Here is a 21975-nt window from a genome sequence, read left to right on the forward strand (position 1 = left end):
CACTGAACGCCTTCGACATCACCTTCGACGGCCGACTCTCCGCAGCCCGCCAGTAACCCCAACCACCCCCGTTACACCCTTCGATTGACAGCCCCGCGCGGTGTCGCGATGCGCGGCCGCTACCGATGGAGTCGCGAACTATACAACGATACGTTGCATAGTGATATGTGTGCTGGATAGTTGTCTCGTCGATGGCGGCGCCCTGACGTGTGAAATTACCTTCTAACCAGGCAGTTATCCGGGTGAAGCCTGGTATATACGCCTGGCGTGCACGCGATCTGGCTAATCGATGCGATCGCAAATGGCGCTAACAATTCGAAGGACATGGCCGATTGCTGAGGGGAGTGAAGGGCTCATCATGGGAGCTCGGTTGCCCACCCCCAACCGCCTGGGCTGCAACCGCGATGGCTGGGGGTGGGCCAGAACCTTGGGAGGTTCCATGTCGAGTCTGACCCTGTGTGGCCAGGAGTCAAATCCCGGGCGGATCAATGGGTTAGTCACGGTGATCGTCATCGTGCTGATCCTGTGGCCGGCAGCCGCAGAAGCTCTCGGTGCCTACGTAAACGCCATGACGTTGGCGGTGGCTCTTGCGGGTGGCGGTACAGCAGCGGCGTACCGCAACCACAACAGCCGCACGTGACCCACGGCGCCCTAGCAAGGCCGTGAAGAGGCCGGTATGACCGCTGCTGACCGGTCTCGCTAGAGCTACGGACCAGACAGAGGCACAACAACGAGGCGGCTCGGCTTCGGCCGGGCCGTCTCAGTTTCCGTCTCATTCATCTTCGTCCGGGCCCGTCCGGGGAGGCCCAAGCGGCCAAGGCGACGTGGCGTCCAGACGACCGTGACCGCAGCTGAACGCCTCTGCACCCACCCCAGACCAGTAACAACAGACTTGGAAAGCGTGTTGGGGGCAACCCCTCACGAGTTCGAATCTCGTATCCTCCGCAGCCGCCTGAACAGGCGAAACGAAGACCCCGGACCGCTTCAGCGGCCGGGGTCTTCGGCATGCTCTGGTTGCACTTCTGGTTGCGTTTACATACCCCCAATTCGGGAAATTTCAGCGCCTCTGTGAGCGACTCGCTCGCGAGATGCCGATGCCCTTCGAGGGAATCCGCCTACGTACGGCACCGACGGCAAGGGCGACTGCGTCATGCTGGGCGCCAGTGCCGGGGCGGCTCCGGTGCTGTTACAGCCCCGGCCCGACGAGGTGCACCCCCATGAAGTCCCGATCAACACTGGCAGCCTGGCTGGGCCGGCTCGACGCCCCGCGTCTGGCGCGCGTACTCGCGACGAGAAACGACGCGGCGTCACCTCCAGAGCCGCGCACGGTGGGGGAGCTGGCGGACCGCCTCCAGCGCCCGGGGTCGGTGGCTCTCGCCCTTCCACGGCTCACGCTGCCGTGCCTGCAGGTGGCCGAGGCGTTGGCGGCTCTTGGCGGACCTGCGACGCCTGGTGCCCTGGCGGAGCTGCTGGGAGCGACAGACGGCGAAGCCTCCAGCGGACTGGACGCAGTGCTGGAGACACTGGCCGATCACGCGCTGGTCTGGCCGGACGGTAACGGAACACTCCGCATGACCGCATCCCTGCGGCAGGCGTGGGACGCTCCACTGGGGCTGGACTCTCCCCTGGAGATGCTGCTGACGGGCGCGACCTCGGACGAACTGCGCGGCATGCTGGTGGCACTGGGCATAAAGCCGCCCGGCACCAAGCAGCAGCGGCTGGCCGCCTTGATGGAACACCACAGCGACCCACAAGCCATCGCCGAAGTGGTGGCACGAGCACCCGCGGTCACACAGAAGCTGCTGACCCACCGAGCAGGGGCTGCGCCGAGGCAGCCGCAGGTCATCATGTTCGGGACGTCTGGCCCCGTCCTCGAACCGGGGGCGCGATGGGCACTCGACCGGGGACTCCTGATCCAGGGCCGCCACCGGTACGGCGGTCCTGCGCGCATGCCCGTCGAAGTCGCGCTGGCGTTGCGCGGGCCCGGCTGGCACGCCCCCTTCGACCCGCTTCCACCCTCCCCTCAGCTGGTGCCCATCGCCCCCGCCGAGGTGGAGCAGGAGGCCACGGCCGCGGCCACGGCGTTCGCCGCGCATGCCGCCTCGGTGCTGTCGGCCTGTTCCTCGACTCCGCCGGCCAGACTCAAGTCCGGTGGGATCGGCGCACGTGAGCTGGCCCGGATCGGCAAGGCTGCCCAGGCCGACGAAGCGATGGTCCGCATCACCCTGGAGACCGCTTACGCGGCCGGGCTGCTGGCCCGGGACGGCGACCTCGTGGCACCGACAGAGGAATACGACGTGTGGGCGGAACAGGAGCCCGCGGAGCGGCTTGCCACGCTGCTCCAGGCATGGCGCGACCTCCCGCTCACCCCCACCCAGGCGCGCGACGAGGACAACAAGGCGCTCCCCGCCCTCGCGGGGGCACCGCCCTGCAACGGCTGCCGCCAGGCTCGCCACGGACTGTTCGCCGCAGCGGCGCGGCTCCCGACCGGTCAGGGTGTGAAGGCCGCCTCTGATCTCGGACCGACGGTGGCCTGGCACCGCCCGCTCGCCGACGCCTCGCCCATGGACGTCACCCCGTTCGCCGCGGTGATCCGCGAGGCCGAACTGTTCGGAGTGATCGCCCGAGGCGCGCTGTCGGCTCTCGGCGCCCATCTACTCGCCGACGACGCACCAGGACTGACCGCCGCCTGCCGACGGCTGCTGCCCCCGGCCACCGCAGTGGCCCGGATCGGCGCCGACCTCACCGCCGTCGTCGCAGGCACACCGGCCGCGCGGCTCGCCATGGTCCTGGATGCAACCGCAGACCGGGAGATCAGTGGCACGGCCTCGGTGTGGCGGTTCAGCTCCGGCAGCATCCGACGGGCCCTGGACGCCGGCCGCGCTCCGGAGGACATCGCGGCCGACCTGGCCGCCATCGCCGCCGGGCCCCTGCCGCAGCCGCTGTCTTATCTCATCGCCGACTCCGCGCGCAGCCACGGACGCGTGCGCATCGCCCCGGCCGCCTGTGTCCTCCACGGCGAGGAGCCGGCGCTCCTGGCCGAACTCGCCGCCCACCGCAAGCTCTCCAAGCTCGGCCTGCGGCAGCTCGCGCCGACTGTGCTCGTCAGCCGCAGCCCACTCGGCACAACCCTCGCCGCGCTCCGCGCCGAGGGGTACGCCCCCGTCGCCGAAACGGCGGACGGAACCGTACGCGTCGAGAAAGTCCGGCCCCAGCGGGCGGCCACTACTGTTCCGGCCCCTCGGAAGACCGGCGACAAGCGCGGCATCCGAAGCACGGCCATCCGCACCTCGGAGGTCCCGGCCGCCGCCGACATGGATGTCCTGGCCGTCCGGCTGCTGACCGCACCACCGACCGCGCCGGAACCCGACCCGTTCGGCAGCGGAGTCCCCTTCGGGACGGACACCGAGGAGATCGTCGCCGGATACGCGAAGCACCTGTCGTACAGCGATGTCCGCCAGCTCGCCCATGCCATAGACGCCGGCACCGCCATCACGGTCGAGTACGTCGCCACCTCGGGCAGTCGCACCGTACGCACCCTGAGTAGCCTGGAACTCGACCCGCCCTACCTGGAAGCCTGGTGCCACCTGCGCGAAGCCGAACGCGTCTTCACGCTCTCCCGCATCCACGGCGTCATGCCCCTATAGACCGGTCAGGCCCCGAGGTCAGCGCTGCAGCCCGAGGATCAGCCGGACAGAGTCCTCCACACGATGCAGCTCACCCGGGGCCAGCAGCCCCAGCTTCCTCCGCAGCCTCGACTTCGCCACTGTGTGCAGGTCCGCACAGTTCACGTACGACTCGTCGTACTTCGTCAGGCCCGCGTCAGGCCCGATCGGAACATGGGTGACCTGCGGACCGGAGGTGCCGGTGATCAGCGCGACTGTGACCGAGGCGAGCGGTTCCGCGATCCGGTTGACCGTGAGAACGACCACCGGATGCGGCCCCACCGGCTGGGGCAACGCGCAGACCCAGACTTCGCCACGCAGCGCCGTACCAGGGCTCACCACTGCATCTCGTCCGCTGCCGCAAGCTCGGCGTCACTCGGCTCGACCACGCCTTCGGGCAGCGGCGCGGCCTGCCCCTGATAGAAGACACGAATCTCCTCGGCCGCCCCCACCTCAGCTGCTTCCCGCGCGAGGAGCCTCAGCCCTTCGCGAAGGGCATCGGAAGTTGAGCCGAGGTGCAGCGTCCGCATGACCTCCTGAAGGGCCTGCATCTCATCGCTGCGGAGCCGGACCTGTGCCAGCCTGCTGGGCCCGAGCACGGCCGATGCCGCGTTCCGCTTGGCTGTCTTCGCAGCGGGCTTCTTAGCCGGCCGCTTCTTGGGAACCGCTGCGGTCTCCACGCCTCCTCCAGGCTGTCGTACAAATGTCATACAGCCAGTGTGGGGGCCGCGGTCGGCACGCGTCAAGGGAACTCACCCCGGTCGAACCGGCCGGCCGGCCGCCGGTGGACCCCGCCCTGCTGCCGACAGAACAGGGTTGGGCGAGGGAACCGGCAGGCCGTATCTCCTGGTTGCAGTTCTGGTTGCATTCGCCCCTGTCCGGGCCTGTCCGGAGGGCGGCATACAAGCAGATCCGCCGCAGGTCAGGACAGGTATGGCCCTTGCCGGACGGGCATACGAACATTTGGAAAGCGTGTTGGGGGCAACCCCTCACGAGTTCGAATCTCGTATCCTCCGCCTCTGCCCACCAGGGCAAACGAAGGCCCCGACCGCCCACAAGCCTCTGCTCTTCCTGTACGCCCTCAGCCGGTTCCAGCAGGATGCCGACGGCGAGCTGGTCTACAGCGCGGTGGAGGAGGACCTGAAGCGGCTGCTGGCCGAGTACGGTCCGCCCAACAGGACGACGCCCGCCTACCCGTTCCACCATCTGGCCAGCGATGGGGTGTGGGAGGTGCGCACCGCCCGTGGACCCGGCAGTCCCGGGAGCGCGGTGCGGGAGCTGCGGGCAACCAGGGCTGTCGGGCGGCTGGCGCCGGAGCTGCGGGCGGCACTGCGGCGGGAGCCGTCGCTGCTGGGTCGGCTGGCGCGCGTACTGCTCGACCTGCACTTCCCGCCCTCTCTGCACGGCGAACTGTGCGAAGCGATCGGGCTGGAGCCGGAGCCGGCGGAGACCGGACTGCTGTGGTCAGCGCGACGGCAGAGGGACCGGCGGATGCGGGAGCTGGTACTGACGGCCTACGAGTACCAGTGCGCCTTCTGCGGCTACGACGGGCGGATCGGGGCGGTGCCGGTCGGACTGGAGGCCGCGCACGTGCGCTGGTGGGCGTTCGACGGCCCCGACGAGATCGACAACGGACTGTGCCTGTGTTCGCTGCACCACAAGCTCTTCGACAAGGGCGTCCTCGGTGTCGGAGACGGCCACCGAATCCTCGTCTCGCAGCGCTTCATCGGGCACAGCCCCGCTGCCCGCGAGCACGTCATAGCACTCGCCGGCCGTCCACTCATCGGCCCGCAGCCGGGCATCCGCCCCGTGGCGGCGCACCACCGCTCTTGGCACACCAGCCAGGTCTTCCACGGCGCCCCGCGCCCGGACGCAGATCCTCCACGAAGTGGATCTCGCGAGGGCTCGCACACCCGCCCGCAGGTCAGCCCCCGTACTCCCACGGGTTGAGCAAGAGTGCGCCAGTCCGGGCCAGGTGCTTGACGTTCCGGCTCACCAAGGTCCACCCGTTCGCCAGGGCGGTGGCGGCGATCAGCGCATCCGGCGGATCAATGCTGGTTCCGGCGCTCTTCAGCTTCCGATGAAGGGCAAGGTACGCGAGGGCTTCCTGTTCTCCGATGGCCGCGATCCGGTCGCTGTACTCAACGCGGATGCTGTCGAGCACCCGCTTGAAAGCGGTACGCCGTACCAGGTCCGGCGTCTCCGCGATGCCCGCCTCGATCTCCGCGATCGTGATGACGCTCAGGTGAAGACCGGTAGACGGGACCGAACGGGCCCAGGCCACAACGGCCGGAGCCGGCTTCGACCGGGTGGTGATCTCGGAGACGACGTTGGTGTCGAGCAGGTAGATCACTCGCCGTCCGCCGCATCGTCGTAGGAACGCTGCCCGAACTCCAGACCCTCGAACGGTGCCGACTCAAGCCGATCAAGAAATCCGTCACTGCCGAGGGTGGCCCAGCGGTGAAGCATCTCCGGGAGGGCGTCGATGTCGGTGTCGGCGAGTTCGGCGTCGAAGTGGCCGAGCTGTCGCTCGGGCAAGGACTCCCGGATCTCCCGAATCGTCCGCAGCGGGTGCGGATCTTCAGGCCGACGAGGCGGCAGCGGGAGGTTCGGGGCAGTACTCATGTGATCGGCTCCTCCACGAAGCGGTCCGCGGGCCCATACCTGAGGACAAGCCTAGGCTGGCTGGCCGTCCCGCAGGCTGGATCCCGCCGAACCTAGGCTGCCCGGTCTCAGTTCTGGTCTCATTCACCCTGTCCGGGGCTGTTCGGACACAGCCAATCTGAACGGTCCATCGCAGGTCAGGGCAGCTACGGTTCCCGCCGGACCCCCGTACGAACTATTCCGAGTCGGCCATCAGCGGTCAGGTGCTCGCTGACCTATTCGCGTCCGAGCTGGTGGAGAGACGAAGGATCTTGTCCCAAGTAGCCACTGCCTCCGCAGCGGCGGCCGTGGCCAGCGCGATGGCGAAGTCTTCCAACGCTTGCACTGCCGCAACGTGTGGAGGAAGGGCGATGCCGTCGGAGGCTCCTTCCCTGTTACCTCCAGAGGCTGGAGGAGTGCCTCATAGGCCCTACGCACCGTGACCGTCACAGCTTCGGTTGTCCACCGCTGCATGCCTTGGTTTGTGACAAGCGAGGCGATCACAGCAGTGATCAACATGGGCGTCACCAGGACCCCTACGGCGACGGCGTCACGCCAGACGTGCCAGTTTGCGCGTTGGATGGCTGCTGCAACGGCAACACCCGCTGAGACGGACATCGCGACGGGGACGATCATCTTGAGAGCGAGTGCCCTCCGGGACGCCTGATACAGGACGTCTTCGCGCTGCAAGTAGTCCAGCGTCGGACGATCTGGACGCGTCGCCAAGGAGCTGTCGCGGACCTGGCGCACCAGGTGAGCGCGGCGCCGTCTTGCGTGTGCCCGCGCGTGAGCCCAGCAGATCCGTTCCAAGAGCGTTCTGTTACGTCGGCGCTGCGACGTCGCCGTCATGGTCAGGGCCCACATCGACAATGCCCAAGCAGCGAAGATGAGCGCCCCAAACTCGGCTTTCGACACGTTCCCCCTCCGGAACATCGAGGGGCTCAGCCCCTTCACAGGTCCCTATGCCCCGGGGAGGTCCGCCAACGCCTCACTGTCAGCACGAAGCCGTGTGCGAGCCGGGGACCGTCAATCCGGCCACCGCAGGCCCGTGACCAGCTACAAGATCGGGCTGCCGACCTGGCAGACGACCCGGCTCCGTGGTCCCAGTTCTGGTCTCAGTTCTGGTCTCATTCGCCCCCGTCCGGCCCTGTCCGGACAGGGCCACGCCGAACGCTCCGCCGCAGGTCAGGACGGGTACGGCTCCCTCCGGACGGGCGTACGAACATTTGGAAAGCGTGTTGGGGGCAACCCCTCACGAGTTCGAATCTCGTATCCTCCGCAGCCGCCTGAACAGGCGAAACGAAGAGCCGGACCGCTGATCGCGGTCCGGCTCTTCGGCATGTCCTGGTTGCAGTTCCGGTTGCATTTACATCCGACATAAGGCGCATGCCGACAGTCTCGCCGAGCCGAGAACGCTCCACACACGCGATGCCAATGCGAGCCCGGAACAGGCGCTCGCGGCACGAGGGGCGCCGCATCCCATGAGCCACGGACCACGAGGGAGCCGGCTGGCCGCGGCTCACCGTCGACCGACGAGCACCCGGACGCTCCACCCTTCCACGCCGAGCGGACTCCGACACCGCCCCCACCCGGACAGGGTGCGGCCCGTTCACGCTCCTCCGGCTCCACCCGAGCCACCTGCGGGGGCCCGACAGTCGCGAGGGAGAGAACGCAGCACAGCGATGACCTATCGGAGGTATAGTTTTCTCCATACTTGATATCAAGGAGGTGTACCATGAGCCGTACGGTGATCGACCTCGATGACGAGCTGGTCGCGGACGTGGCCAAGGCCCTGGGGACCAGCACCAAGAAGGAGACGGTCAACACCGCCCTGCGCGAGGTGCTGGAGAACAGGCGGCGCGCGCTGGCCCTGACCCGCCTGCGCGCCGCGGCGGACGACGGCGCATTCGATCTGACGCTCTTCGAGGACAAGCGGAACTACCGACGGTGAACGCAGCGCTCTACCTGATCGACACCAGCGCCCTCGCCCGCTTCATGCGGGGCGACGCGGAGCAGTACGGCTGGGACCAGGCAGCGGCAGCCGGCCTGATCGCCACGTGCCCCATCACGGAGCTGGAGTTCTTCTACAGCGCCCGGTCGGCATCCGACCGGGCGCGCGGCATCGAAGACATGCGACTGCTCTTCGGCTGGGTTCCCGTCGACGACCGCGCCTACGACCGCGCCTGGCAGGTCCAGGAGGTCCTCACCAAGCAAGGCAAGCACCGCAGCGCAGGTGCGGTCGACCTCGTCGTCGCAGCCACCGCCGAGCTGCAGGGGCTCACCCTCCTGCACTGTGACCATGACTTCGACTGCATCGCCGCAGTAACCGGCCAGCCCGTCCAGTGGTACGGCCCGGAGGGCCGTAAGTAGCCGAGCAATAGTTGCAGTTCTGGTTGCATTCCCCTCCGTCCGAGGCCGTCCGGACAAGGCCGCCCAGGACGAGCCGCCGCCAGCCCGAAGGGCCGGACCGCATCAGCGGTCCGGCCCTTCGGCGTTTCCCGCCCCGGTGCGGGCGCGGTGTCAGGCCGTCGTGCGGTCCGGGGTCGGGCGGTCAGGCCGTCGTGCGGTCCGGCGTGCGGCGGGGCAGGTGGCGGCGGACGGCCCAGGTCGCCGCCGCGAGGGCGAAGCCGTAGACCGCCACCAGGCCGTGGCCGTTCTCCTGCGCCAGCCACATCGCGAGGCCGAGGGCGGGCACCGCGGCCGCCAGGGCGCGCTCCTTGGGGAGGCGGGTGCGGGTGAGGAGGGCGAGGGCGAGGGTGGCGCCGAGGAAGTAGGTGGCGCCCGAGCTGCCGGCGAAGTTGCGCGGGTCGGCGCCGGGGCCGCCGTCGAGGCCCAGCAGGCCGTCGATCCGGCCGGGGAGCACGATGCCGGCGAGGAAGAAGCCGAAGGTCAGGGGCCCGCCCCAGTACCACTGGGCGAGCGCGGCGACCGCGGCCAGCGTGACGAGGTTCCACAGGCCGCCGAAGAAGCCGCCGTTCTGCATGAACACCGAGGTGAACTCGCGCCACCAGCCGGACCTCGCCGGGTCCGCGTCCAGCGCGTCCATGGCGCCGGACCACACCAGCTGGAGCACGACGCCGCCGACGGCGAGGCCGGTCAGGGCGATCGCCACCCAGGGCAGCGGCCGCGAGCGCAGCGTGTCGCGGCCGACCGCGCCGAGCCCGCAGTTGAACATCACGACCATCAGCGCGGCCGTGGTCACGTTGAAGACGATCGCCTCCATGACCTGACACCTCCCCCTGGCGACGGCGTTTCCAACACCGTTCGAAAACCTGACAGGACGCAGGCTAGCAGGATTCCAACGGTGTTGGAATCCGTTGTACGGTGGGAGACATGAAGCTCACCAAGGAGCGCATCGTCGACGCGGGCATGGCCGTATTCGCCGAGGTCGGCTACCAGAACCTGTCCATGCGCCAGGTCGCCGACCGCCTCGACACGCATGCGGGCAGCCTCTACTACCACGTGCGCGGCAAGGACGAGTTGCTCGCGCTGATGGCCGACCGGGTCTGCCGCGGCGCCTACGACGCCGGGAGCGAGGCCCTCGCCGGCCTCCCGCCCGCCGCCGGCTGGCAGGAGCGCGTCACGGCCCAGGCCGACGCCCTGCGCCGGAGCATCAAGGAGCACCCCGGGGGCGCCCAGCTCCTCGCCGAGAGCCCCGGCACGCTCAGCACCGGCGCCCTCTCCCTGATGGAACGGCTGCTGCGCACCCTGCGCGACGCCGGACTGCCCGCCGAGGACTGCGCCGTCGCCGCCGACACCCTGCTCAGCCACGTCACCGGTTTCGTCCTCCAGGAACAGAACCAGCCGGCCGCGCCCCCCGCCGTCACCCCCGAGCTCCTCGCCGAACTGCGCGAGCGGTTCCCCCTGCTCATGGACGCCCCGGTGCCGCACCTGGGGCAGGACGAGAAGTTCACCCGGAGCCTGCGCCTGCTCTGCGTCGGCTTCGCGACGCTCACCCGGCCCGCCCCGCCTCCCGGGGACACCGCGGTCAGTCCAGGGTGAGGCGGGCCAGTTCCGTGCGGGAGCGGATGCCCAGCTTCGGGTAGGCCTTGTAGAGGTGGTGTTCCACCGTGCGCGGGCTCAGGAAGAGGAGGGCGGCCACCTCGCGGCTGCTGCGGCCCTCGGCCGCCAGGCGGACCACCTGGAGCTCCTGCGGGGTGAGGCGGTCCGCGAGCGCGCGGGCGGTCGGGACGGCCGGGGCGGCGAAGTCGCCCGCGGCGCGGAGTTCGGCGCGGGCGCGCTCGGCCCAGGGGGCGGCGCGCAGGCGCTCGAAGACCTCCAGGGCGGCGTGCAGCCGGGCCCGTGCCTCCGCCTGGCGGCGGGCGCGGCGCAGCCACTCCCCGTGAACGAGCAGGGTGCGGGCGGCCTCGAAGGGGCGGCCGCCCCGCTCGTGGAGGATTCCGGCCTCCTCGAAGGCCCCCTCACGTCCCGTCAGCTGCGCCTCGCAGCGCAGCGCGAGGGCCCGGGCCCAGGGCTGGCCCCCGGCCCGCGCCCAGGAGTCCAGGCGCTGCCACGGGAGCCGGGCCCGTTCGGGGACGCCGAGCCGGACGGCGGCCTCGACCAGGTCGCCGGTCGCCGACACCAGGGCCGTCATGTAGTGGCCCGGGCGGGTCCACGCCGACTCCAGGCGGTCCAGGGCCTCCTCGTAGCGGCCCAGGCCCAGGTCGAGCAGGCTGAGCGCGCAGGCGACCGCTATCCCGCCGTCGACGGTCCCGCCGGCCGCCGCCCGGCACCGCTCCGGGTCCCCCTCGACCGCGGCGATCCGGGCGAGGGCCACGTCCAGCCGGCCGACGCGCTGGGGCATCCCGCAGTCCTCGGCGACGGCCCGGGCCTCGGCCACGGACGCCTCCGCGTCGCGGTGCCGGCCCTGGATCACCTGGAGCCGGGCGAGCATCTGCAGCGCCTCCGGAACTCCGCCCACCAGGCCCTCCCGGCGTCTGCGGGCCACTTCGGCGGTGACCAGTTCCTCCACCCGGTCGTCCGCGCCGAGCAGGGCCGCCGCGTAGACCGGACGCATCCCCGGACCGCCCTCGGCGGCGGCCGCGGCGAGGGCGGCGAGACCGGCCCGGTGGTCGCCGTCCACCAGCGCGGCCATGCCCCGGACGGTGTGGTCGCCGGGCAGGAGCCGGGCGCAGGCGCGTACCGACTCGGCGTCCCCGGAGAACCAGGCGTACGTGGCCGCGGTGCGCAGCATCGCCGCCGCATCACCGGGCTCGGCTTCCGGTGCGCCCTCGACCAGGATCCGGGCCGCGGCGGCCTGGTCCCCGCGCTCGAACTCCACGGCGGCGCGGACCTCGGCGAGCGCGGCCCGTTCCGCCCCGGCGGCGGCGAGCGGTCCGGCCCGTCCGGCCAGGGTGGCGGCCAGGGGCAGGTCCCCCGCGGCCACGGCGGCGCCGGCCGCCCCGCGCAGCAGCCGTCCGCGGTCCGGGAGGGAGGTGGAGAGGGCCGCGGCGCGCTGGTAGAGGTCGCAGGCGATGGCGGGCGCGGCCCGGTCCCGGGCGCGCTCGGCCGCCCGGGCGACCTCGGCGGCGACGGTGGCGTCCGGGCCGAGGGCGGCCAGGGCCAGGTGGTGGGCGCGGACGTCGGGGTCGGCCGCGCGGCCGGCGAGTTCGCGGTGGACCCGGGCGCGCCGGCCGGAGGCGGCGCCCTGGTAGGCGGCGGCGCGGACCAGCGGGTGGCGGAACGCGGCCCGGGTGCCGTCGACCCGGAGCAGTCCCGACCGTTCCGCCGATTCCAGGGCCCTGGTCCCGCTGCCGCCGAGCGCGTCGACGGTGGCCAGTACGGAGGCCAGGTCACGGCTGCTGTCCGCGGCGGCGGTGAGCAGCAGCAGCCTTACGTCGTCGTCCAGTTCGGCGATGGTGTCGCGGAAGGAGGCGAGGACGCGGTCGGTGACCCGCTGGCCGCCGCAGGGCCCCGAGCCCCGGTCGCCCCGGCCGAATTCCAGCAGGGCCAGGGGGTTTCCGTCGGCGCTGTCCAGGACGTGGGCACGTCGCGGGGCGGACAGCCGGTAGCGGTCGAGCAGTTGGGCGGCCGCCCGCCGGTCCAGCCGGGGGAGGTGGAGTTCGGGCAGGCCGCGCGCGTCGAAGCCCTCGTCGCGTGCGGCGAAGACGAGGGCCACAGGCTCGGCGTCGATCCGCCGGGCCGCGAACAGCAGGGCGTCCGCGCTGCTCTGGTCCAGCCACTGGGCGTCGTCGACCACGCAGACCACCGGGCCGGACTCGGCGAGGCGGGCGAGCAGGGTGAGCAGGGCGAGGCCGGTGGTGTACCGGTCGGCGGGGCCGGCGGAGCCGCCGAGCACCGTCCGCAGCGCCTGCGCCTGCGGGCCGGGCAGCCGGTCGACCAGGTCCTGTACGGGCCACAGCAGTTGGAGCATGGCGGCGCCGACGAGGTCGCGTTCCGCCTCGCAGCCGCCCACCCGCAGCAGCGTGTGCCCCGGGTCCGCCGGTATGCGCTCCAGCAGGGCGGACTTGCCGATGCCCGCCTCCCCGCGCAGGACGAGCGCTCCCCCGCGTCCCTCCCGTGCCGCTTCGAGCAGCGCGTCGAGCGCCGCTTCCTCGGACTGCCGCCCGTAGAGCATGTGCCGCTTCCCCCTCGCCGCCCGCGCCGCCCCTGCCGCCCCCGCCGCCCTCCGGCGGGGGTACGCAGGCAACCCCCGCCGGTCCCGGCGGACTTACGTAGCCGCTGCCAGAAACCTTACTGATCCGCCCGGCGGCCTCCCCCGCCTACGGTCGGGACCGGGTCGCGGCACCCGCCGTGACCTGGTCCTCAAGCGGCGCTCAGGCAGCCCTCCGGCGCGCGCCCCTACCGTCGGGACCGGGATCGCGGTGTCCGCCGCGGCATCCGCCCTGCAGCGTCTCTCATCAAGGAGTCCGATCATGACCGTGCGCGTCCTCGCCCTCGTCGGCAGCCTCCGGGCCGGCTCGCACAACCGTCAACTCGCCGAGGCGGCCGTCAAGCACGCGCCCGGCCACGTCTCCGTCGAGATCCACGAGGGTCTCGCGGACATCCCCTTCTACAACGAGGACATCGACGTCGAGGGTTCCGTCCCCGCGGCGGCGGCCGACCTGCGGGCGGCGGTGGCCGGGGCCGACGCGCTCCTGCTCGTCTCCCCCGAGTACAACGGCACCATCCCCGCCGTGCTGAAGAACGCGATCGACTGGCTGTCCCGCCCGTACGGCACCGGCGCCATCACCGGCAAGCCGGTCGCCGTCATCGGTACCGCCTTCGGCAGCTACGGCGGCGTGTGGGCCCAGGACGAGGCCCGCAAGTCGGCCGGCATCGCCGGCGGTGCGGTCCTCGAGGAGGCCAAGCTCTCGGTCGCCGGTTCCGTCACCCGCTTCGCCGAGACCCACCCCGGCGACGACACCGAGGTCGCCACCGCGGTCCTCGGGGTGCTCGAGCAGCTCGCCACCAAGGCGAACGCCTGACGCCCACCCGCCGCAGCCCTGCGGGAACTTCACGCTGCCGCCGGGTCACCGGCCGGAAAGGAACACCGCCATGCTCACCCTGACCCCCCGTGAAGGGGCGGCCCCGCGGGTCTTCGGCCCGGCCCCGCACGGCCAGGGCTCGCAGATCTCCCCGATCATGCTCCAGGAGGAGCTGTGGGGACGGATGCGCGCGCTGCCGTTCGTCTACATGGCCCCCACGCTGGTCTCGGTCCCGCACGCCCGGTCCCTCTTCATCCCGGAGGGCATCGGAACGGGCCCGGCCGAGGCCTTCCAGCGCGGTAGGGAGTGGGCCCACATCCACCCCCACCACGACGGCTCGCTCCACCTCACGCTTCCGAAGGAGGCCGAGGAGGACGTGATCGCCGCGGGCTGGGGCGTGCACCACCCGGTGCAGGCCGTGGTGCTCGTGTACGGGCCGAGGACGGCGGCGGAGCTGGAGACGGTCTGGGAGATCATCCAGTTCTCGTACCGGTACGCGATGGGCGCGAAGTAACGCACACGCTCCACCGTGTGAAGGGGGGCCGAACCGCTGTCGCGGTCCGGCCCCCCTTCCGTTCGCCGTCTTCCCCGGGTCTTCTACCGTCTTCTCCATGGGCAGCCACTTCCAGACCGTCGTCGACCTCGACGCCACGTCCTCCGACGCCCGGCAGCTCGCCTCCCTCGGGCTCGACTGGCTCGTGCGGGAGGGGATCGTGCGGGCCGAGCGGACGCCCTGTGTGCTGGGGGCGCCGCTCGGGCATCCGCCCGGGGACCGCTGGGCCACGGCCGTCGAGGAGGCCGACTGGGAGCCCACCGACGGCCTTCGCATCGAGACGGGGCGGACCGTCTTCCACGGCGGGCAGGGCGAGCCCAGGTACGCCGCCTGCCCCCACTGCGCGGGCCGGGTGCAGCTCGCCACCGAGGACTGGGACCGGATCGAGGCGGCGTGGGAGCCGTTCGACGCCGCCGTCGCCGCCTGGCGGGCGACCGGGCGGGCCGTCGTGGCCTGCCCGGGCTGCGGACGGGAGGGCGAGCTCGCCGCCTGGCGCTGGGAGGACGACTACCACGCCTTCGGCCACCTGGGCTTCGAGTTCTGGGACTGGCCCGCCTTCAGCCCCGCGTTCCTCGACCGGTTCGGCCGCGCGCTGGGCGGCCACCGCCTCGTCGTGGTGGGCGGCAAGTTCTGAACCGTATCTAGCCGAGCTGGGCGGCGGCCCAGCGGGCCCAGTCGCGGCGCATCGCGTTGAAGCGGAGGCCGTACTCCAGGGCGATCCGGCCGTGCACCGAGAGCGTGTCCTCGCCCCAGTCGATCGACCGCTCCAGGGCGCGCAGGGCCTCGTACTCCTGGTCGGAGAGCTCCATCAGGCCGGTCAGGTAGGCGCTCGCCTGCTCCGCGGGCAGGACCCCGAGGAAGAAGACCCGCAGCAGGACGTCGCTGCGGGTGTTGCGCTGCGGCTTGGTCTCCGTCAGCCAGTGGCGCAGTTCGGCCAGGCCCTCGTCCGTGAGGGCGTACTCCTTGCGGCCGCGCGGACCCTCCGCCGAGACGCCGATCAGGCCGGCGGCGGCGAGTTTGGCCAGTTCGCCGTACATCTGGCTCTGGGTGGCGGGCCAGACGTTGGCCAGGGAGGTCTCGAAGCGCTTCAGCAGGTCGTAGCCGCTGGCCGGGCGCTCGGAGAGGAGTCCGAGGAGGGCGTGTCGAAGGCTCATACCGCTCACCTTACCTTCCACCATTGACATGTCAGTTATGGAAGGTCTAACTTCGACATGTCAGAACAGGAATGTCAGCCCGGGGGTCCTCGATGTCGTACGTACGCACCTTCCTGCCGTGGATCGTCTTCGCGGTCGTCCCGTCCGCCCAGTGGCAGTGGGGCGCGCTCGCCGCGCTGGTGGCCGCGGCGGCGGTGATCGTCCAGCAGCGCCGCGAAGGGGCCGGGTTCGACGCGCTGATCATCGAGACGGGCTCGGCGGTCTTCTTCGCGGCCCTGGCGGGCATCGCGTTCGCCGACCGGCACTCGGGCGTGCACGGCTACTCGGCGGCCCTCTCCTCCGGGGTCCTCGCCCTGGTCGCCGCGGTCTCCCTGCTGATCCGCCGGCCGTTCACGCTGGGCATCGCCAAGCGGACCACCCCGCGCGAGGTCTGGGGGCTGCGGCCCTTCGTCCGGGCCAACACGGTCATCACCGGCGTCTGGACGGCCGCCTTCGCCCTGACCGCCGGGGGCCTCGCGCTGCTCGCCCACGCGGGCCAGGGGCATTCGACGGCGGCCACGGCCGTGCAGGCCGCCGGGTTCGTCCTGCCGATGCTCTTCACCTCCCGCTACGTCGCCTCGCTCCAGGCGGGGGCCGCCGCCGCCCGGTGAGCGGCGACGGCGCGCGGGGCCGTGTGAGTGCCGCGTCCCGGGCCGGTCGGGGGGCCCGCCGATAGGGTGGGCGGGTGCCCACGTACTCGATCGGTCAGGCCGCCGCTCTGCTGCGCGTGAGTCCCGAGACCGTCCGCCGCTGGGCCGACTCCGGGCGGCTGCCCGCCCTGCGCGCGCCCGACGGGACGCGGGCCGTCGAGGGGCCGGTGCTCGCCGCCTTCGCCAAGGAACGCGCCGCCGGACTGCACCCGCTGCCCGAGCGTGCCGCGGCCACCTCCGTACGGAACTCCTTCGCGGGGATCGTCACCGCGGTACGGGTGGACGACGTGGCGGCCCTGGTGGAGATCCAGTCGGGTCCGCACCGGATCGTCTCCGTGGTGACCCGGGAGTCGGTGGAGCAGCTGGGCATCGAGGTGGGCGCCAGCGTCACCGCCCGGGTGAAGTCGACGGAGGTGTACGTGGACGTGCCCCTCACCCCCAGGGGCCCCGGCGGGGCGTAGCGGGCTTGGTTCAGCGGCAGCGGAGGGCCGCGTACAGGTCCAGCTTGTGGTCCAGGCGGGAGAGGTCGCGGCCGGTCAGGACCTGCACCCGTTCCATCCGGTAGTGCACGGTGTTGACGTGCAGGTGGAGCGCCTGCGCGGTCCGGGCCCAGGAGCAGTTGTTGGCCAGGAAGACCTCCAGGGTCTCGCGCAGCATCCCGTCCCCGAGCGCGCCCAGCACCCGCTCGCCGAACACCGCCCGGACCTCCTCGGGCACCCCGGCCATCAGCCCGCCCAGGGTGTCCAGCTGCTCCACGCCCCGCACGGGGGCGGCCGCGTCGGCGGCCGTCAGCGCGAAGCGGGCCTGGGTCAGGGAGGCCCGCAGGTCCTCCGGGCCGACCGCGACGGCGCCCGCGCCCAGGCGCAGGTCGGCCTCCGGGCCGCCGCAGACCTGGAGCAGCGGCCACAGGGCGCGCAGCCCGGCCACCGTGTCGGTCTCCGCGAGGGGGTCCTCGTACAGGACGGCCACGGCTTCGCCGCCGGGCGCCTCGCCCAGCGCCCACGGCAGCCCGTCCGCGTGCGCGAGGGCCTCGGCCAGGGCCGGGCCGGAGGTCGCCGCCAGCACCCGGTACGGCCCGCCCGCCGGCAGCCCCGCGGCGGTGAGGGCCTCCTCCAGCGCGGCCGGTTCGCAGTCGGCCGCCAGCAGCGCGGCCAGCTCCCGTCCGGCCGCCCGGGCGGCGGCGGTCCGGCGGTGGGCGGGCCCGTCGCGGTGCTGGGCCAGCACCTCGGCGATCTCGTGCAGCACGCGCGGGGGCGCCGCGTCCGCGTCGGGGACGTGGAGCTGCCAGGCGTCGTACGGGGAGCCGTCGGCCTCGACGCGCAGCGTGAGCCCGCCCCGCGAAGGGGACGCCGCCCGCTGGGCGGGGATCGCCGCGGCGGAGGGCGTCCGGGCCACGGTGCGCCCGCTCACGGTGAGCAGGTGGCAGTCCACCCGGCCCAGGTGCGCGCAGGCCCGCTCCAGCAGTTCGCCGGGCCCGGCGCCGTTCTCCAGCAGCCGGCTCAGCTCGGCGCGCACGTTGGCGGGGAGGGCGAAGGTGCGGGTGGGCCGGCGGCTGAGGTCTCCCCAATGCCTGAGGTACACGGCCTCGGTGACGGCCCGGAAGCTGGTCCGCGCCGGGACGGCCACGATGGGCACCCGGTACGAGCGGCAGGCCTCCACGAGGGCCTCGGGGACCCGCCCGTGGGTCTCCTCGCCGGCCAGCAGGGCGGTGGCCCCGGCGTCGGCGAGGGCGGAGACGAACCGGTCCGCCTTCCCCAGGTCGCCGTCCGTCCACCAGACCAGCCCGCTCAGTACGAGCTCGCCGGGCCCCAGGAAGCGGCCCGGGTCTTCGAGGTCGGTGGCGGTGACCCCGCTGACCTCCTGGCCGAGAAGCGCTTCTTCGCCCCAGAGCAGGGTGAGGCCGAGGTTGTCGGACTGGAGCAGGTCGAGGACGTGCATGGCAAGGACTCCTTGCGGTGGGGGTCGCCCACATTCGCCAGGTGAATACGAGAAACCTCATCGTAAATGCAAGGCGGCGCCCGCGTATGCCCTGTCTGTGCCCCTTGGCGAATCATCCAGGGCCGCCCTGCCGGGAGTCGTTCGTTTCCGTGGCCTGGACCAGTCGTTTCGCCCCCTTCGCCATTGCTTCACTGAGGCGTACGCCCCGGACGACAGAGAGGCTGGTGGCGCGAAATGGACCTCAACACGGTGCTCGACGTGCGCGATGCCCGCCGCCGCGAACCCTGGCGCCCCGGCGACGCCTTCCTCGGCGGGGGCACCTACCTGTTCTCCGAGCCGCAGCCCCACGTCCGACGGCTGGTCGACCTGTCCCGGATGGGCTGGCCGCCGCTGTCCTGGCAGCCCGACGGCTCGCTCGACATCGCCGCTACCTGCACCATCACCGAGCTGTCCCGCTTCGGACGCCGCCTGACCGCCCCCGCCGCCCCGCTCTTCGAACAGTGCTGCCGGGCCTTCCTGGCCAGCTTCAAGATCTGGAACATGGCCACCGTCGGCGGGAACCTCTGCAACGGCCTCCCGGCCGGCCCGGTCATCTCCCTGACCGCCGCCCTCGACGGCACCGTGCTGCTCCAGGGCCAGGACGGCGCCACCCGCCGCATGCCCGTCACCGAGTTCATCCGCGGCGCGGGCGTCAAGGACCTGCGCGACGGCGAGATGCTGCGCTCGGTGCGCCTGCCCGCCCGTGCGCTGGAGGCCCGAACGGCGTTCCGCCAGGCCTCCCTCTACGGCCTCGGCCGCTCCGGCTCCCTGGTGATCGGCGCCGCCGACCCCCAGGACGGCTCCCTCGCCGTCACCGTCTCCGCGGCGACCACCCGCCCGTTCCGCTTCTGGTTCGCGCTGCCGCCCACCGCGGCCGAACTCCGCGGGGCGATCGACTCCGCCGTCCGCCCCGGCGAATGGTTCGACGACATCCACGGACTGCCCGAGTGGCGGCGGCACATGGCCCTGCTCCAGGCCGAGCAGGTCCGCCGCGAACTCCGCCTCCCGGAGGGACCCCGATGAGCTACGAGATCGAGATCAACGAGCAGCGCTTCGAGGACGAGCCGCGGGCGGGCCAGTGCCTGCGCACCTACCTGCGCGAACGCGGCTGGTTCGGCGTCAAGAAGGGCTGCGACCAGGGCGACTGCGGGGCCTGCACCGTCCACGTCGACGGGCAGCCGGTGCACAGCTGCCTCTACCCCGCCGTCCGCGCCGAGGGCCGCTCCGTCACCACCGTCGAGGGCCTCGCCTCCCCGTGCGGCGAGCTCCACCCGGCGCAGAAGCAGTTCCTGGAGGCCCAGGGCTTCCAGTGCGGCTTCTGCACCGCCGGCTTCCTGATGACCACCTCCGCCCTCCAGGCCGAGCGGGGCACCGCCCACGACGACGGCAAGCTCGACGACCTCCCGCGCGCCTTCAAGGGCAACATCTGCCGCTGCACCGGCTACCGGGCCATCGAGGACGCCGTCCGCGGGGTCCGGCACATCGAGGAGCCCGAGGCCGGCCAGGCCGTCGGCCGCAGCCCCGGGGCCCCGGCCGGCCCGCAGGTCGTCACCGGCACCGCCCGCTACACCTTCGACGTCGAGGTGCCCGGGATGCTGCACATGAAGCTGCTGCGCTCCCCGCACCCGCACGCCCGCATCGTCGACATCGACATCCGCGAGGCCCTCCAGGTCCCGGGCGTGCACGCGGTCTTCACCCACCACGACGCCCCCGACCACCTGTACTCCTCGGCCCGCCACGAGCACCCCACCGAGGACCCGATGGACACCCGGGTCCTGGACGACGTGGTCCGCTTCGTCGGCCAGCGCGTGGCCGCCGTGGTCGCCGACAGCGAGCAGGCCGCCGAGGAGGGCTGCCGGCGCGTGGCCGTCACGTACGAGGAACTCCCGTACGTCGTCGACCCGGAGGAGGCGATGCTGCCCGGCGCGCCGGTCCTGCATCCCAAGGGCCCCGAGTCGGGGATCTTCCGCGCCGAGAACAACGTGTGCGGCGAGGTCCACGGCACGATCGGCGACATGGAGCAGGGTTACGCGGAGGCGGACGTCGTCCACGAGGAGACCTTCCGGACCCAGCGCGTGCAGCACGCCAGCCTGGAGACCCACGGCTGTGTGGCGTACTTCGAGCCCAAGGAGCAGGGCGACGGCGAGCGCGTCACCGTCCGCACCTCCACCCAGGCCCCGTTCCTCACCCGGCGGGCGCTGTGCGCCCTGTTCGACCTGGACGAGGACGAGGTCCGCGTCGTCGCGGGCCGCGTGGGCGGCGGCTTCGGAGGAAAGCAGGAGATGCTCACCGAGGACGTCGTGGTCCTCGCCGCCCTGAGGCTGCGCCGCCCGGTGAAACTCGAGTTCACCCGGGCCGAGCAGTTCTACGGGGCCACCACCCGCCACCCGTTCAAGATCACCGTCAAGATCGGGGCGAAGAAGGACGGCACGCTCACCGCCCTGCGCATCCGCATCGTCTCCAACACGGGCGCCTACGGGAACCACGGCCCGGCCGTCATGTTCCACAGCGCGGGCGAGTCCTTCGTCGTCTACAAGGCGCCGAACAAGGAGGTGGAGGCGTACTCCGTCTACACCAACACCGTGCCGGCGGGCGCCTTCCGCGGCTACGGCCTGGGCCAGGTCCTGTTCGCCCTCGAATCGGTGATGGACGAGCTCGCCCTGCGCCTCGGCATGGACCCCCTCGCCCTGCGCGAGAAGAACGTGATCGGCCCCGGCGACCACATGGTGACCCCGATCGGCCACGAGGAGGACCTCTTCATCGCCTCGTACGGGATGAAGCAGTGCGTGGACGTCGTCCGCCGGGCCGAGGCCGAGGACCGCAGCCACGAGGACGTCCCCGAGGGCTGGCTCACCGGCACCGGATCGGCCGTCGCCATGATCGCGACCGGGCCGCCCGGCGGCCACTTCGCCGACGCCCGGGTCAGCCTGCTGCGCGACGGCACGTACGACATCGCGGTGGGTACGGCGGAGTTCGGCAACGGCACCACCACCGTCCACAAGCAGATCACCGCGGGCGCCCTGAACACCACGGTCGACCGGATCACCGTCCGCCAGTCCGACACCGACGTGGTCCGCCACGACACCGGCGCGTTCGGTTCGGCCGGGACGGTGGTGGCGGGCAAGGCGGTGCTGCTCGCGGCCACTTCGCTGGCCGAGCGCCTGAAGAGCTTCGCCGCCCGCCACACCGGCGTGGCCCGGCACCTGTGCAGGCTGGAGGCCGAGGCCTTCGACTGCGCGGGCCGGGTCGTCACCCTCAAGGAGCTGTACGAGGCCGCCTGGGACCGGGGCACGCCGGAGGAGATCGCGGCGGACGGCCACTGGGGCGGCTCCCCGCGCTCGGTCGCCTTCAACGCCCAGTGGTTCCGCCTGGCCGTGGATCCGGACACGGGCGAGATGAGGATCCTGCGCAGCGTGCACGCGGCGGACGCGGGCAAGGTCGTGAACCCGATGCAGTGCCGGGGCCAGGTGGAGGGCGGTGTGGCCCAGGCGCTGGGCGCCACGCTGTTCGAGACCGTACGGGTGGACGACCGCGGGGAGGTCACCACGGCCGCCTTCCGCCGCTACCGGCTCCCGCAGTACGCGGACGTCCCGCGCACGGAGGTCCACTTCATGGAGACCTCGGACGCGATCGGCCCGCTGGGCGCCAAGTCCATGAGCGAGAGCCCCTTCAACCCGGTGGCCCCGGCCTTCACGAACGCCCTGCGGAACGCGACGGGCATCCGCTTCACCGAGCTGCCGGTGACACGTGATGTGGTGTGGCGGGCCATCCATCAGAAGCTGCAAGGCGGAAGCGACGACTGATCACACAGGTGCGACTCATAGGACCCTCTCAACCTGGCAGATGGGGTTCCGTCGCACCTCCAGC

The 21975-nt window shown here is 72.0% G+C and carries 21 protein-coding genes; 13 read left to right on the forward strand and 8 right to left on the reverse strand.

The features are described from left to right. The first annotated feature begins 439 nt into the window (after positions 1–439). On the forward strand, positions 440–640 hold the full coding sequence (locus ACFY0O_RS03435; RefSeq protein ID WP_388942294.1) for a hypothetical protein: 201 nt from the start codon (positions 440–442) through the stop codon (positions 638–640). A gap of 577 nt (positions 641–1217) precedes the next feature. Then, on the forward strand, positions 1218–3647 hold the full coding sequence (locus ACFY0O_RS03440) for a helicase-associated domain-containing protein (protein WP_388942297.1): 2430 nt from the start codon (positions 1218–1220) through the stop codon (positions 3645–3647). An 18-nt stretch (positions 3648–3665) separates the two neighbouring features. Here ACFY0O_RS03440 and ACFY0O_RS03445 read toward each other — a convergent pair whose 3' ends face one another. Continuing rightward, on the reverse strand, positions 3666–4004 hold the full coding sequence (locus ACFY0O_RS03445) for a type II toxin-antitoxin system PemK/MazF family toxin (protein WP_267032369.1): 339 nt from the start codon (positions 4002–4004) through the stop codon (positions 3666–3668). Further along, positions 4001–4345 carry a hypothetical protein gene (locus ACFY0O_RS03450; protein WP_388942300.1) on the reverse strand — a complete coding sequence of 115 codons (345 nt, stop codon included), beginning with the start codon at positions 4343–4345 and terminating at the stop codon, positions 4001–4003. The genes ACFY0O_RS03445 and ACFY0O_RS03450 overlap by 4 nt, the downstream gene beginning before the upstream one ends. A gap of 328 nt (positions 4346–4673) precedes the next feature. On the opposite strand from ACFY0O_RS03450, the gene ACFY0O_RS03455 reads away from it, so the two are divergent. Next, positions 4674–5615 carry a phosphorothioated DNA-binding restriction endonuclease gene (locus ACFY0O_RS03455; protein ID WP_388943414.1) on the forward strand — a complete coding sequence of 314 codons (942 nt, stop codon included), beginning with the start codon at positions 4674–4676 and terminating at the stop codon, positions 5613–5615. Here the strand turns inward: ACFY0O_RS03455 and ACFY0O_RS03460 are convergent. Both ACFY0O_RS03460 and ACFY0O_RS03465 read right to left on the reverse strand, forming a co-directional pair. Next, positions 5590–6018 (reverse strand): type II toxin-antitoxin system VapC family toxin, encoded by a 429-nt coding sequence (locus tag ACFY0O_RS03460; protein ID WP_388942303.1) that lies wholly within the window; start codon positions 6016–6018, stop codon positions 5590–5592. The two genes, ACFY0O_RS03455 and ACFY0O_RS03460, sit on opposite strands and share 26 nt — an antisense overlap. Continuing rightward, a complete protein-coding gene (locus tag ACFY0O_RS03465; protein ID WP_388942306.1) occupies positions 6015–6290 on the reverse strand; it encodes a hypothetical protein in 276 nt (91 codons plus the stop codon). Before ACFY0O_RS03465 ends, ACFY0O_RS03460 begins: the two co-directional genes overlap by 4 nt. A 1753-nt stretch (positions 6291–8043) precedes the next feature. On the opposite strand from ACFY0O_RS03465, the gene ACFY0O_RS03470 reads away from it, so the two are divergent. Continuing rightward, the gene (locus ACFY0O_RS03470) at positions 8044–8259 is read left to right on the forward strand and encodes a type II toxin-antitoxin system VapB family antitoxin (RefSeq protein ID WP_388942309.1); all 216 of its coding nucleotides are present in this window, start codon (positions 8044–8046) and stop codon (positions 8257–8259) included. Continuing rightward, positions 8256–8678: a PIN domain nuclease gene (locus tag ACFY0O_RS03475; protein WP_388942312.1), complete on the forward strand. Its 423-nt coding sequence runs from the start codon at positions 8256–8258 to the stop codon at positions 8676–8678. Before ACFY0O_RS03470 ends, ACFY0O_RS03475 begins: the two co-directional genes overlap by 4 nt. 181 nt (positions 8679–8859) lie before the next feature. On the opposite strand, the gene ACFY0O_RS03480 is transcribed toward ACFY0O_RS03475, so the two are convergent. Continuing rightward, a complete protein-coding gene (locus tag ACFY0O_RS03480; RefSeq protein WP_388942314.1) occupies positions 8860–9531 on the reverse strand; it encodes a hypothetical protein in 672 nt (223 codons plus the stop codon). 110 nt (positions 9532–9641) lie between these two features. On the opposite strand from ACFY0O_RS03480, the gene ACFY0O_RS03485 reads away from it, so the two are divergent. Next, the gene (locus ACFY0O_RS03485) at positions 9642–10310 is read left to right on the forward strand and encodes a TetR/AcrR family transcriptional regulator (RefSeq protein WP_388942317.1); all 669 of its coding nucleotides are present in this window, start codon (positions 9642–9644) and stop codon (positions 10308–10310) included. Here ACFY0O_RS03485 and ACFY0O_RS03490 read toward each other — a convergent pair. Beyond that, on the reverse strand, positions 10297–12885 hold the full coding sequence (locus tag ACFY0O_RS03490) for an AAA family ATPase (protein ID WP_388942319.1): 2589 nt from the start codon (positions 12883–12885) through the stop codon (positions 10297–10299). The two genes, ACFY0O_RS03485 and ACFY0O_RS03490, sit on opposite strands and share 14 nt — an antisense overlap. Before the next feature lie 298 nt (positions 12886–13183). On the opposite strand from ACFY0O_RS03490, the gene ACFY0O_RS03495 reads away from it, so the two are divergent. From ACFY0O_RS03495 to ACFY0O_RS03505, 3 genes are all read left to right on the forward strand, one after another. Next, the gene (locus tag ACFY0O_RS03495; protein ID WP_388942322.1) at positions 13184–13735 is read left to right on the forward strand and encodes an NAD(P)H-dependent oxidoreductase; all 552 of its coding nucleotides are present in this window, start codon (positions 13184–13186) and stop codon (positions 13733–13735) included. Between the two features lie 70 nt (positions 13736–13805). Next, positions 13806–14249: a luciferase family protein gene (locus ACFY0O_RS03500; RefSeq protein ID WP_388942325.1), complete on the forward strand. Its 444-nt coding sequence runs from the start codon at positions 13806–13808 to the stop codon at positions 14247–14249. A gap of 97 nt (positions 14250–14346) precedes the next feature. Then, entirely contained in the window at positions 14347–14922 is a 576-nt protein-coding gene (locus tag ACFY0O_RS03505) for a hypothetical protein (RefSeq protein ID WP_388942328.1), read from the forward strand. Between the two features lie 7 nt (positions 14923–14929). Here the strand turns inward: ACFY0O_RS03505 and ACFY0O_RS03510 are convergent, their stop codons facing one another. Continuing rightward, on the reverse strand, positions 14930–15442 hold the full coding sequence (locus tag ACFY0O_RS03510) for a PadR family transcriptional regulator (protein WP_388942330.1): 513 nt from the start codon (positions 15440–15442) through the stop codon (positions 14930–14932). A 92-nt stretch (positions 15443–15534) separates the two neighbouring features. On the opposite strand from ACFY0O_RS03510, the gene ACFY0O_RS03515 reads away from it, so the two are divergent. Both ACFY0O_RS03515 and ACFY0O_RS03520 read left to right on the forward strand, forming a co-directional pair. Further along, positions 15535–16092: a hypothetical protein gene (locus ACFY0O_RS03515; protein ID WP_388942333.1), complete on the forward strand. Its 558-nt coding sequence runs from the start codon at positions 15535–15537 to the stop codon at positions 16090–16092. A 74-nt stretch (positions 16093–16166) separates the two neighbouring features. Next, positions 16167–16592, forward strand: a complete 426-nt coding sequence (locus ACFY0O_RS03520) for a molybdopterin-binding protein (RefSeq protein WP_388942335.1) — start codon at positions 16167–16169, stop codon at positions 16590–16592. 10 nt (positions 16593–16602) lie between these two features. Here the strand turns inward: ACFY0O_RS03520 and ACFY0O_RS03525 are convergent, their stop codons facing one another. Beyond that, positions 16603–18069, reverse strand: coding sequence for a PucR family transcriptional regulator (locus tag ACFY0O_RS03525; RefSeq protein WP_388942337.1), 1467 nt, complete (start codon positions 18067–18069; stop codon positions 16603–16605). A gap of 234 nt (positions 18070–18303) precedes the next feature. Here ACFY0O_RS03525 and ACFY0O_RS03530 point away from each other — a divergent pair, with 234 nt between their 5' ends. Both ACFY0O_RS03530 and ACFY0O_RS03535 read left to right on the forward strand, forming a co-directional pair. Further along, positions 18304–19131 (forward strand): FAD binding domain-containing protein, encoded by an 828-nt coding sequence (locus ACFY0O_RS03530; RefSeq protein ID WP_388942340.1) that lies wholly within the window; start codon positions 18304–18306, stop codon positions 19129–19131. Continuing rightward, positions 19128–21911, forward strand: coding sequence for a molybdopterin-dependent oxidoreductase (locus tag ACFY0O_RS03535; protein ID WP_388942343.1), 2784 nt, complete (start codon positions 19128–19130; stop codon positions 21909–21911). Before ACFY0O_RS03530 ends, ACFY0O_RS03535 begins: the two co-directional genes overlap by 4 nt. The last annotated feature ends 64 nt before the right edge of the window (positions 21912–21975 follow it).

Origin of the sequence: Streptomyces sp. NPDC001594 (genome assembly GCF_042893675.1) — a bacterium.
GTDB lineage: Bacteria > Actinomycetota > Actinomycetes > Streptomycetales > Streptomycetaceae > Streptomyces.